Genomic DNA, 12,380 nt, shown 5'->3' on the forward strand with positions numbered 1-12,380 from the left:
CATGAAGCCATGTCGACAGGGAAGTCTTCTCGAACTCGCAAACGGTCTGCCACCCAGAAAGCCGGAGACCAGAAAACGCTGCTCTCCGCTGCGCTGTTGAAAACGGTCGACCTCGGCATTGGTGCCATCATCTTTGTCGCCCCGCATTTGTTTGGCGGGAGACATCCCTTGGGGCGATTCGTGATTGTTGCCCTCTGCGTGGCGACGGCCATCGCGTGGTTCGCGCGGCAATTCGTACTACCACAGGCGAAAGCGACCCGAGTTGTTGCTTGGATTGTACCCGTGTTGGCCTCGCTGGTGGTGGTGTTTCAATTGGTACCCATCCCTGCCGAGTGGATGCCGATACTTTCTCCCCGTTTGGCTGAATTGTTGCCGCTGTGGTCAGACGCAAGTTCTACGGCCCCCCACATTGGTACCTGGCAAACCCTGTCCCTTGCTCCCGAGGAGACTCGTCTCGCACTGGCTACCTTGATCGCTTATGCCCTCTTGTTCGTGACCCTCTCAGAGCGACTTGAAACCACCGATGACATCGCTCGGCTCATGAAGATGATTGGGCTGTCTGCCGTCGTTGTTGCAGGTTTTGGGATCATTCAATACTTCACTTCGAATGGCAAGTTCTTCTGGTTCTATGATTATCCCTTCACGAACACCGATAGTGTATTGAAGGCCGGTTTTACCAACCGCAACCACTTTGCTCATTTCCTGGTTCTCGGTCTAGCGATGCTATTGGGCTGGGTGATGCTGGAGCGCCATTCTGCGAACCCAAAATCGAGACGGTCGCAAGCGAGTAATTCCAGTCAGCGCTGGAGTACCAATCACTCCACCAGTCCGGTGAATTCTTGGTCAATTGCTGCCCTCTTGTTGTTAGTCGCTTGCACGATTCTTGCCTCACTCTCGCGGGGAGGAATCCTGGCGATGGCTGCCGCCATTCTTGTCGCGACCGTGATCTATACCCGTGCGAAACTTTTCACCAGCAATCACTTGATGGCAGGTGGACTGATGGTGGTCTTGGCTATGGCGGCCTTGTCAATAAGCGGAAAGTACGGAGATGTCACCAACCGGCTGGATGGCCTCGTCTCGCAAGAGATCCATGAGATCGATTCGATTGCCACTCGACAAACGATCTGGAACGCGAATCTGGAGTCGATTCGCGCCGGTTGGCTCACCGGTTCCGGTGCGGGGACGCATCGCTTTATCTACCCTGCCTATCTCTCTGAGCCAGCTGATATGGAATACACGCACGCCGAGAATGGGTACCTGCAAATCGCCACCGAGAACGGCCTACCTGGGGTCATACTGCTCGCCGTCACGATTTTCACGTGTTGCTATTGGTGCATTGCGACTCTGCGCAATGCCGACAGGAATGCTCAGCTGCAGATCCTGACCGGAAGCATAGCAGCTGCTTTGGCTGCCAGCGTGGTCCACTCGATCGTGGACTTTGTGTGGTTCATACCGGCTTGTACCTGCACGACACTCTTGCTAGTCGCAGCGCTTCTGAGAATGTATGAGCTTTCGCGTTCAGTTCCTTGTCGTAGCACTACCAACTCGCATTTGGCCCCCATCACTCGCTTCAACATATCGCTGGGAGTGACACTCTCTGGTGTTTGGGCGGTGGCTACCTTGCTGGCTCCTGGCCAAACTGCACTGGAGTGGGATACCTATCTGCGAGCCAGCCTGGCTAGCAAAAGCTCCGCTGCGCAACAAACCTTTGCCTCGGCTCGACAACAAGAAACGCTCAATGAATCAGAAAACTTGAATAGCTCTTCAATGCTCAAGCATCTGACCTCAATCGTGCGAGACTATCCGCAGTCGGCGCGGGCTCAAGCGAGGCTGGCTGCGCTACTCTTGGGGACATTCGAAAAACTGCAACTCGCTTCCGATAACGCTATGCCGGTCAGTCAAATCCGCGAGGCCGCCCAAGCGAGTCAATTCCAATCGGCAGATCAACTTCGCGGCTGGTTGCGTAAGGCATTTGGTGAACACTGCCGATTACTCTATCAGGCTCACTACCACGCTCGTCGTGCTTTAGAGCTTTGTCCCCTCCAAGGCGAATCCTACTTGTGTCTTGCTGAACTGTGCTTCCTCGAGGGGAGTTCCGAGGCTGCCTATGACACCTATGCGCAGCAAGGATTAATAGTGTGTCCCTGCGACAGCGAGCTTTTATTTGCCGTTGGTAAGAAAGAACTAATTGCCGGTAATGAGACAGAGGCGCTGCGACATTGGACAAAGTCGTTCCGTGGCGCGGGTACGCATCGCAATCACATCATCCACCTTTCTGCCTCCGGGATGCCTGCCTCCAGATTCCTGGAAGTCTACGCACCTGAGTGGGATACTTTAGACTCCGTCTGGAACACCTATCGACTTACAGGTAACCCAGCCGAATTAGAAGTTATTCTTTCTTATGCGAGCAACTTGGCTGTGGAAGCAACTTCTGACATGCCTCCGCACGCTGCCAGCGGAGTGTGGCTCTCGCTAGCCAAGATGCAGCTCGAACTCACCGGTCCGCAAGTCGCCGTCAAGAGTCTCCAGCAAGGCTATCTATTGTCACCGGACCGATTCGCCATTCGCTATGAGTTGGGAAAGTGCCTCATGGCACTCGAAGAATTTACTGCTGCCGAATCACACTTGCAGTGGTGTTATCAGCAATTCCCCAACAATCCCAAAATTCGGCGTGATTTGGAGAGGGCGACTCGTGGCACCCTGCAGCAGTTGGCCCGTTCAACTCAAACTCGTCTTCATTAAGTTCGGAATGCAATTGGATCGCATTAAGAATCGACTTCTCGCTACAACACTGCTAGCAGTGCCTTGCTTGGCAGCCTATTATCTGGCATTCCTGGTTCGCTTTGACGGGGCACTTAATGAATTTGCACGGTTTACGTTCGGCTATAGTCTGTTGTGGGTTATGACTGTGAAAGTTGTGACTCTGCTACATGCTCGCATTCATCAACACTGTGCTCGCTATGTGACGTTCCACGATATGCTTTCGTTGGTGCGTGCGGTCACGATTAGCTCGGTCGCCATCATGCTAGTCGACGCCATGTTGATTACCAACGTCGTCATCCCACGTAGCGTAGTGCTGCTTGACTGGGGCTGCACAGTCTTGTTGCTTGCTGCTGTGAGGATAGCCCCTCGGCTAGTTCGGGATGGCTACTGGCACCGAGTTTCTAGTCAAGAAGGCTGTCCCGTGCTGATCGTGGGCGCAAACGATGCCGGCGAAGCCTTGCTTCGTTCTCTGCGCAGTAACCCCACCATGCCGTATCGCGTCGTTGGCTTTCTCGACGATCGTCCTGAATACTGGGGCCGTCGTATCGCCGGAATCCCCGTGTTGGGAACCCAAACAGATCTTCCTACGCTCGTCATTCAACACAAGATCGAGGAAGTCCTCATCACCAGCGGCACTCTCCCTGGTAAGGAAGTCCGCCGCCTGGTCGAGCTTGCCAGCCGCGAGAATTTCCGCGTTAAGGTACTCCCCAGCTATGAACAATTGGTCGGCGAGAAGGTCGACGTCAATCCGCGCTCTGTGGCGATTGCCGATCTTCTGCAGCGTCCCTCAGTACAGCTCGACGACGCGAAGATTCGCAACTGGCTAACTGGTAAAGTCGTGCTCGTATCGGGCAGCGCAGGAAGCATTGGCTCCGAGATTTGTAGACAACTTGTCGAACTTACTCCGGCCAAGATTGTCATTGTCGACCGCTCGGAAACGGGGCAGTTTTTTCTCGAACGTGAACTCCGTCAACTGGCTCCACACATTTCCATCGAAGTTGCCCTCGCCGACTTGACCGATGCGACCCGCTTGCAAGCCGTCTTTGAAACCTACCGTCCCCAGATAATTTTTCATGCCGCCGCCTATAAGCACGTCCCCCTGATGGAAGCACATGCAGGAGAAGCGATCAAAAACATCGTACTCGCTACCAAGAATATGGTGGACTTGGCCGAAGAATTCGAGGCCGAAAGCTTTGTGATGATCTCCACCGACAAGGCAGTTAACCCGACAAGTGTGATGGGTTCCTGCAAGCGATTGGCCGAACAATACGTCGAGGCGAAAGCGGGAACCTCTCCCTGTCGGTTGGTCACGGTCCGCTTTGGCAACGTGCTCGACTCCGCCGGCAGTGTGGTGCCCATCTTCCGCGAGCAGATCGCGAATGGTGGCCCCGTCACGATCACGCACCCCGACATGATCCGCTACTTCATGCTGATCCCCGAGGCGGCCCAGCTGGTCATTCAAGCGGGTGCCATGGGTCGTGGCGGCGAAATCTTTGTGCTCGACATGGGCGAACCCGTTCGCATCTTGGACCTAGCCCGCGATATGATCCGCCTCTCGGGATTGCGAGTCGACGAAGATATAGAAATTACCGTCACGGGCTTGCGCCCCGGCGAGAAACTCTATGAAGAACTATACGGCATCGAAGAACAGCATCTCCCCACCGGCCACGAAAAGATTATGACCGCCATCGGCCGCCCCCGAAATCTGATGGAAGTACTGCACGATATCCGCAGCTTGAGCGAGATCCTCGACGAGCCCAATAACACAGTCCGCTCAGCGCTGGCCGAGATAATCCCCGTGTTGCGGCCTACCATTGCTATACCAATCGATGCCCCTCTTTCCGCCACCAGGCGAGCGGCTTAGTGCTGGCTGTATAGAGGGGACTTAGCAGCTCTGTTCTAAAAAGAGCTGCATTTCATTTTCAATTGCGACACCTGCCTTCTTAATGTACTGAGAACTCTGCTTCGCAAGAAAGCGCTATTTTGAGCTGCCAAGCGGTAGGCTTGAACTCTAGGATTAATCTCTCACTAGCTGCGACTGCAACACTACCGTGAACAAAAGCGTTCCTGCACTCTAAACACGCAGGAAGATCCGATTTCGATACAGCACGTAGAGCAGAATCCATTCTACCGCAAGATAGGCGACGGTACCCCACAGCGGTTCCCACTGACCTGTAAGGCTGATTAGTCCTCCGAACAGGGAATTCGCCGTATGGCTAAAATCGACCATATGCTGGGAGAGGTAAATCAAAATGGAATTGCTGCCAATCACCACGAAGAAGAACGACCAGCCGCCAATGTGCCACACGTCGATTACCAGATAAAACAAGGCCAACAGCAGCAGGCTCCAGCCCGCACAATGGAGTACAAACGAACTCGTCCAGAGATTCTTGTTGATGGGGAATTCAAAATTCCATAGCCAGGCAGCCACCAGGCAGGCCACACCTGCCGCCGCCATTAGGAGCGACTTCACGGCACCCGAGTATTGGGCCTTTTTGAGAAACTGGCCCGCGACGGCCCCCGCCAAGGCAGTTGCAATAGCTGGAATTGTGCCTAACAGCCCTTCAGGATCGCGTTTCCCAGGATACAACATTTTGCCAGGGATCAGCAGGCGGTCCACGTAGTCAGTGAATGTGTGGCCGGGGGTAAGATCGCCGGCTCCGAAGCCGGGGACGGGAATGAACTTCAGCGCCGCCCAGTAACCAACGAGCAGTCCAGCGATCCACAGCAGACAGCCTCGTGTGTCTGCGTTAAGCACTATCAATGCTGCGAAGAGGTAGGCCAATCCAATGCGTCCCAACACACTCGGATAACGCAAGTTTTCCCAATCGAAATTGAGCAGGCCATTGTAGACCCAGCCCAATACCACCAGTGCCAACCCGCGGAGCAAGACGTGTCGATAAAGCAGTTTCTTGCTGTCTCCCCGGTACAGGCGCTTCTCAAAGGAATACGGCATGGACACACCCGCCAGGAATAAGAACAGCGGGAAAATCAGGTCATAAAACGTAAATCCGTGCCACTCCGGATGATGAAGCTGACCACTCATCCACTCCAACCACGACCACTTCGTCAACTGGGCTGCCTCGTGAACGATGGCACCCCCACCAATGATCCAGAACATATCGAATCCCCGCAGGGCATCCAGACTTTTAAGACGTGCTAAAGGTTGAGAATTGTCAGCCATGGCTTTTTCTCGCTTGGATTCTGAAGTGATCTTACCGACCCAGGTTGCCCGAAACTCCAACTGGAAATGAATTGAGAATAATCCACGGATATTCGCCAAAATCTGTGGGTAAGTGGCGCCATTTTTACGCGATGTGTTGCCTGGATTTTCTGAGGCACGACTCAGATGTTCAATGAGTTGGATAAAAAGAAACCAACCTAGCAGTAGATGCCCTCAGTGCAACTCCCCCGTTTTTGACTCGCCTTCGACTCGGCTATGCCTCGTCGAGTTGCTTCCCAGCTGAGTTCGATTCTGTTTCACCAATCAGGCGAGATTCTATCGAATTCGAGGCCATTCCTGAATTGAATAACAACGCGCCTACAAAGTTTTCAGTCGTGGAGGTTGTTGATAAGCACCAAGGAGCGAAAGGGGGGGGGCAACTATTTGGTCCGCGAATGCTTCACGAGGGCGGTTTGCTCGGCGAGTTCTGGTGTAACCAACAGAAGAAATGCGGTTTCTTTCTCGTCGGCGGCATCCGCTTGTTTTACTAATGAAATAGATGACAAGAGAAAAGAACTCCCCACTTCGGTTTCCAGAGAAGTATCGATTTCATATTTTCGCTTACAACCGAGTGGTTTATCGTTACCGCAAAGTTCCGACCAACTGAGTTTTAGATCGATTGATACTCGATCATTCGTCAGAAAGGTGGGCAGGACTGTCAAATCTGTGCCTACATGAATGAATGTTGGTTGATCTTTTTTTATGTTTCTCTCTTGGTCGGCGATGTTAACTGTGCCACCAACCGACAACGATGCTGTTCTGCCATCTACAGTCGCAATGCATGGGTCCGCCAAGATGCGTGCAATCCCGTTTTGGACCATTGCATCAAGCAATCCACTAAATTGGCCGGATGAGTACATGTGGCGATTGCCTAACCTAAATGCGTCGGAGGCCGACAGTTTGACAACTTCGTTCTCTTGAAACTCCGAGAAGTCGAGTTCTAGTTTGCGAAGATTACTAACTGACACTTCTGCCAGTTGGACGCGGACCATTATCTGCCGACTCGAAGTGGAAACAACTTTATCGTTGTCGGAGGGTATACTCTTAATTTCATCCTGTTGCGATTCGGCGAGAACGGCACTATTTAAAAAAAGAATGGCACAAGTGAAAGTAATTAGATAACAGATTTTTTGCATGGAATTTATCTCCGCAAATTGAATGGCCCACACTGAACAAAGTCTACTTCCCCCGGCAATTTTGAACCTAGCCCAATGCTGACCATCAACCAGGCAGTGCTGGCTGAACTTCAACGGTATTCTGGGTGTCTTTCGCTCAAAGCCCCTAAGGCGTAAAATGAGGGATTCCCCAACCACTTGGCGAGCCAGAAGGAATTGAGATTCACCTCTAGGCTCCGCTGTTGACAGAGTTTCAACCAACAAACCCCATGAAGCCACGCACACTATTTCAGAAGATTTGGGATAACCATGTCGTCCACCAAGAAGCTGGGCGGCAGGCGATTCTGTACGTTGATCTGCACTTGGTCCATGAAGTGACTAGCCCCCAGGCATTTGAGGGATTGCGCCTTGCGAATCGCCTGGTACGCAGGCCAGAGCGGACTGTCGCCACGGCGGATCACAATGTGCCGACCAGCGACCGCAGCCTACCGATTGCTGATCCGATCTCCAAGCAACAGATCGACACGCTTCGCGCAAACTGCAAAGAGTTCGGCATTACCTACTACGATCTCAATGATGCCCAGCAAGGGATTGTACATGTGATCGGTCCGGAGCTTGGATACACTCAGCCTGGGATGATCATCGTGTGTGGTGATAGCCACACTTCAACTCATGGAGCTTTTGGGGCATTGGCGTTCGGCATCGGCACAAGCGAAGTCGAACATGTGCTCGCGACGCAGACATTGTTGCAGGACAAGCCGAAGACCTTAGAACTCCGTGTCGATGGTGAACTGAAACCAGGGGTGACGGCCAAAGATTTGATTCTCTACCTGATCGGCCAGATCACAACCGATGGCGGCACCGGTTATTGTGTTGAGTACACGGGAGAGGCAATACGTTCGCTCACGATGGAAAACCGCATGACCGTGTGCAACATGTCGATCGAAGGAGGAGCGCGCGCAGGCATGATCGCCCCTGATGACACGACCTACGAGTATTTGCGTGGTCGGAAGTTTGTGCCGAAAGATTTTGACGCGGCAGTGGCCAAGTGGCGTGAGTTGCCGACCGATCCGGGAGCCGAGTACGACAAGTCGCTCGTATTCCAGGCTGCCGATATTGCCCCACAAGTTACTTGGGGTACCAATCCGGGACTGGTCGTCTCAGTGAATTCACACGTCCCCAAGCCCGCCGACTTCTCCGATACCACGGAGCAAAAAACGGCCGCGGCGGCGCTTGAGTATATGGGGCTCAAGGGAGGCGAGGCGATCACTGATTTGAAACTTGACCGTGTGTTCATCGGCTCGTGTACCAATGCCCGCATCGAAGATTTGCGGGCCGCCGCCGCCGTAGCAAGAGGACACCAGGTTTCAGAGAACGTCAACGCAATGGTTGTTCCTGGCAGTGGCCAAGTCAAAATACAAGCTGAGCAGGAAGGACTCGACAAGGTGTTCCGCGAGGCGGGCTTCGACTGGCGCGAAGCGGGCTGCAGCATGTGCCTGGCGATGAATCCCGATAAGCTCGCGCCTGGCGAGCGTTGTGCTTCGACCTCAAACCGTAATTTCGAAGGCCGCCAAGGCAAAGGAGGCCGCACCCATCTTGTGTCTCCGGCTATGGCTGCAGCTGCCGCGATCGCCGGGCATTTTGTAGACATCCGCGATTGGAAATAGAATGCGGATCCAAATTATTTTTCTCGAATACAAACTGCATATGCAGTAATAACAACCATCCAGTTTAATAGACCTATGAAATCTTTTACTACCCACACCGGCAAAGTCGTCGCCATGGATCGGGCCAATGTTGATACCGATCAGATTATCCCTAAGCAGTTTCTCAAGCGGATCGAGCGGACCGGTTTTGGCGAGTTTTTATTCTGGGATTGGTCTCAGCTCGATGATGGGTCACCCAATCCTGAATTCGAACTCAACCAACCCCAGGCAGAAGGGGCTAGTATTCTTTTAGCGCGACGGAACTTTGGCTGTGGCTCAAGCCGCGAACATGCCCCTTGGGCACTGGAGGACTACGGGTTTCGCGTAATCATTGCCCCCAGCTTCGCGGATATTTTCTACAACAACTGTTTCAAGAATGGCATGTTGCCGATTCGACTGTCCGAAGCAGAAGTTGAAGAGCTCTTTCAGCGTGCCACTCAGCACACACCCTATGCCCTAACTGCGGATTTGGACTCGCAGGAATTGAGCGACGCACATGGCTTTTCTGCAAGAATCGATGTTGAACCATTTCGCCGTCACTGCCTGCTCCAGGGCCTGGATGATATCGGCCAAACGCTACAGCATGAGGCCAAAATCACCGAATACGAGACGGCCCACGGTTTGGCTTCGTGAAGCTGCTATAACTCTGCCCTTCAGCTCTCAAATTGGTCCAGGGAAAAAACCATGAAGGCGGTTGTCACACTCGCTGCAGCGATTTGCTTATTTTTTGGTGAACACACAACCGCAAGTGCACAAGTATCACTTACTCCAGCGGGTGGCGATGAGTCGGCAAGACATCAGACAGAAGTGATTCTTGAAGGATTGGACAATCCATGTGGGTTGGCACTGCGACCGGCTGCCGAGAAAGATTCGACCGATGAATTCTATTTCGCGGAAAGTGCTGCGGGACGCGTATTGCGTTTTTCTCTCGATTCCCCATCAGACACCCGTGAAGTCCTCAGTGGACTTGCTACGCATTCATTTGGAAATCAGAATTCGATTGAGATCGGTCCTTGGTCACTCGGTTTTCTAACCCCTTCAAAACTGATTGTCGTCGGTGGAGTCCTGGAAGAGAGTAAGGAGCATGCTGGTGTCTATGTGCTACCTGCGAATGGGGAAACCTTGGTAGCCGAACAGACGGATCACACTGTGGGACCACTGGCTGATTCCAGTGATGGCAACACTGTTGGTTTCCATAACTTGGCAATGGGTGAGACAGTTGCGTATTTCTCCAGCGGAACTGGAACTGTTCCGGGACAGATATACTACTGTGCACTCGAAGCCAATCGCCTAGATTCGTTCAGGCCACTTCTCAAAAATCAAGAAATGCGAAGTCCTGTGGGGATATGCTTGAGCCCTGTGAACTCTGCAGGATCGCAGTTTCTCGTAGCTACTGACGTGGGCGATCTCCAGGAGACGCGAGACTCACGACTGGTCTTTCTGTCCCCAATTTCTGGAACCAAGCTAATGCAACTGGAGACTGGCTTGTTTGACTTGGTCGGTTTGGCTTACAGCCCGTCAGGGCAAATTTACGCCATTGATTTCGCTTGGCAGAAGACTAAAGAAGGTGGAGTGTACCGACTGGACGATGCCCGCTGGGAATGTCAGCCTGCCTGCCGAGCCGTGAAAATCGCTAGCATCTTCCGACCAACAAGTATGGTCTTCGCTTCGGATGGATCCATGCTCGTGACTTCGTTTGGTTCTGGGGCCAAGCCCAACCAAGGCACCATTATCAAGATCACAGGAGAATTCTGAGCACACCATGAGCACACGCCGCGAAAAAATTGAGGCCATGTTGGTAGATGATCCGCAGGACATTTTTCTGCGGTACAGTTTGGCGATGGAGTTGGATAAAGAGGGAAACAATTCTGCGAGTCTAGGGCGCCTTGCCGATCTTTATGGCGAGACACCTCCGTACGTTCCGGCATTTTTCATGGCTGGACAGCAACTCGTACGCCTGGATCGGGTCGCAGAAGCCCGCACGGTGCTACGCGATGGCATTGAGGCTGCACGAACTCAAGGAGACTCCCACGCAGCAGGCGAAATGAGCGAATTTCTTGCATCGCTGGGACAATTGGGAGAATGAATTATGTGTAGCGGCCTCTTCAGTCTTTCGCTGACACACAGTACAGCTTCTTGCTAGATCGGAAAAACAATTCTCCGTCGCTGATCGCTGGAGATGCCGAAAAATCCCCCTCGTCGTTGCCGAATCTGTTTGCTGCAATTTGCTTGAACTCTGGACCGAGTGCAAGAACATAGCACACCCCTGCTCGGGTCATGAAGTACAACTTACCATCAGCGGCGACCAAGGAAGAGTAACTCTGATTCATGAAACCGCCGCCGCGACGACCACCGGAATCTTCTGCGGGTTGCTCGGTTGCAGTCGGTGCTTCGAGTCGCTTTTGGTAGACTTGCTCTCCCTTTTCGACATTGATGCAGGTAGCAATGTCGCGGCTGACCCAATAGATCAAGCCATCATGCACTAACGGAGAACCGATTCCGCCACGTTCGCCGCTGGACCATAGAATATTTGATTCGGAAACATCCCCTTTGCCACCCGCTTTAACAGCGACGGTATCGCCGTCGCGTCCCCCGAGGGCATAGACTACAGCATCAGCTGCAACCACACTCGACGTGTTGGAATTAGCCCCAGGTCCCTTCGAGTACCACTTGAGTTTCCCGTTGTCAGGATGGAAGGCCCATATCTCGCCAGGAACTCCCAGGACGATTTCCTGATCACCGCCAGGCAAGTTCACTAAAATCGGAGAACCCCAAGTTCCTTCAAAGCCTTCGGCTTCCTGCTTCCACACTTCGCTACCGGTATGCTTATCGAGCGCAACAAGAGCGTGGTTCTCGGCTGTGGCAGGAACAATCACTAGTTCCTTGTAGAGCAATGGGCTTGATGCCGTGCCCCAGTTTTGAATCCCCGATTCTGTGCCAACGCTGGTTTGCCAAAGTTTCTTGCCATCCATATCAAAAGCTACCACACCCGTCTTGCCAAAAAATGCGAAGACGTATTCACCATCAGAGACCGGTGTGTGCGACGCATAGCCGTGCTCGGCAAACATTCCGCCGTATTCATCTTCGGGCAGGTAAGGATCAACCGCTTGATCCCACAACACTTCACCATTCTGACGATTGACACACACCAGATGACGCTTGAGGGCGGCCTGATCGCCCGGCTCATTCCGGTCGAGTCCGTAACCGCTCCAGCAAGTGACAAACACTTTGTCTCCAACAACAATCGGACAAGAGGAACCGGGGCCCGGCAAATCGATGTCCCACTTGACGTTTTCGGAGTCGGTCCAAGTAGTGGGTGTTGGCTCGGAATCAGGATTCACGCCTGAACCATTGGGCCCCCGAAAGCGAGGCCAGTCCGAAGCAAACGCACATGGAGATAGTACTGCAAAGATGGCAAGGAAAATAACAAGGCAAAAGGATCGACTTACAGTTAGTTGTTGCATTTCCAATTTCCTTCAGGAGTAGAGCAAAGCACCGAAAGTTCTTGACGAATCTCTCTCATAATAGGAGAAATACTAATCGGCTGGATAGATACAGGCCTACCGAATCACC

Annotated in this window: 9 protein-coding genes; 6 read left to right on the forward strand and 3 right to left on the reverse strand. The window is 52.9% G+C overall.

Features of this window, described 5'->3' with window-relative positions; all coding sequences use genetic code 11:
* Positions 1 to 9 precede the first annotated feature (9 nt).
* Together Pla144_RS18945 and Pla144_RS18950 are read left to right on the forward strand one after the other, a co-directional pair.
* Positions 10 to 2,742, forward strand: coding sequence for an O-antigen ligase family protein (locus Pla144_RS18945; protein ID WP_146452271.1), 2,733 nt, complete (start codon positions 10 to 12; stop codon positions 2,740 to 2,742).
* On the forward strand, positions 2,693 to 4,627 hold the full coding sequence (locus Pla144_RS18950) for a polysaccharide biosynthesis protein (protein WP_197530824.1): 1,935 nt from the start codon (positions 2,693 to 2,695) through the stop codon (positions 4,625 to 4,627). Before Pla144_RS18945 ends, Pla144_RS18950 begins: the two co-directional genes overlap by 50 nt.
* Before the next feature lie 210 nt (positions 4,628 to 4,837).
* Here the strand turns inward: Pla144_RS18950 and Pla144_RS18955 are convergent, their stop codons facing one another.
* Together Pla144_RS18955 and Pla144_RS18960 are read right to left on the reverse strand one after the other, a co-directional pair.
* A complete protein-coding gene (locus tag Pla144_RS18955) occupies positions 4,838 to 5,947 on the reverse strand; it encodes an acyltransferase family protein (protein WP_146452273.1) in 1,110 nt (369 codons plus the stop codon).
* Between the two features lie 419 nt (positions 5,948 to 6,366).
* A complete protein-coding gene (locus Pla144_RS18960; protein WP_146452274.1) occupies positions 6,367 to 7,380 on the reverse strand; it encodes a hypothetical protein in 1,014 nt (337 codons plus the stop codon).
* Between Pla144_RS18960 and leuC the strand changes: the two genes are divergently transcribed.
* From leuC to Pla144_RS18980, 4 genes are all read left to right on the forward strand, one after another.
* Complete coding sequence (leuC, locus tag Pla144_RS18965; RefSeq protein WP_146452275.1) at positions 7,371 to 8,768, forward strand: 3-isopropylmalate dehydratase large subunit; 1,398 nt, start codon at positions 7,371 to 7,373, stop codon at positions 8,766 to 8,768. The genes Pla144_RS18960 and leuC overlap by 10 nt on opposite strands.
* A gap of 75 nt (positions 8,769 to 8,843) precedes the next feature.
* Positions 8,844 to 9,440, forward strand: a complete 597-nt coding sequence (leuD, locus tag Pla144_RS18970; protein WP_146452276.1) for a 3-isopropylmalate dehydratase small subunit — start codon at positions 8,844 to 8,846, stop codon at positions 9,438 to 9,440.
* A 51-nt stretch (positions 9,441 to 9,491) separates the two neighbouring features.
* Positions 9,492 to 10,562: a hypothetical protein gene (locus Pla144_RS18975; RefSeq protein WP_146452277.1), complete on the forward strand. Its 1,071-nt coding sequence runs from the start codon at positions 9,492 to 9,494 to the stop codon at positions 10,560 to 10,562.
* Positions 10,563 to 10,569: 7 nt separating this feature from the next.
* Positions 10,570 to 10,893, forward strand: coding sequence for a hypothetical protein (locus tag Pla144_RS18980; RefSeq protein WP_146452278.1), 324 nt, complete (start codon positions 10,570 to 10,572; stop codon positions 10,891 to 10,893).
* Between the two features lie 19 nt (positions 10,894 to 10,912).
* Here the strand turns inward: Pla144_RS18980 and Pla144_RS18985 are convergent, their stop codons facing one another.
* On the reverse strand, positions 10,913 to 12,271 hold the full coding sequence (locus Pla144_RS18985) for an outer membrane protein assembly factor BamB family protein (protein ID WP_146452279.1): 1,359 nt from the start codon (positions 12,269 to 12,271) through the stop codon (positions 10,913 to 10,915).
* Positions 12,272 to 12,380 lie beyond the last annotated feature (109 nt).

This window comes from Bythopirellula polymerisocia, assembly GCF_007860015.1.
Classification (GTDB): Bacteria; Planctomycetota; Planctomycetia; order Pirellulales; family Lacipirellulaceae; genus Bythopirellula; species Bythopirellula polymerisocia.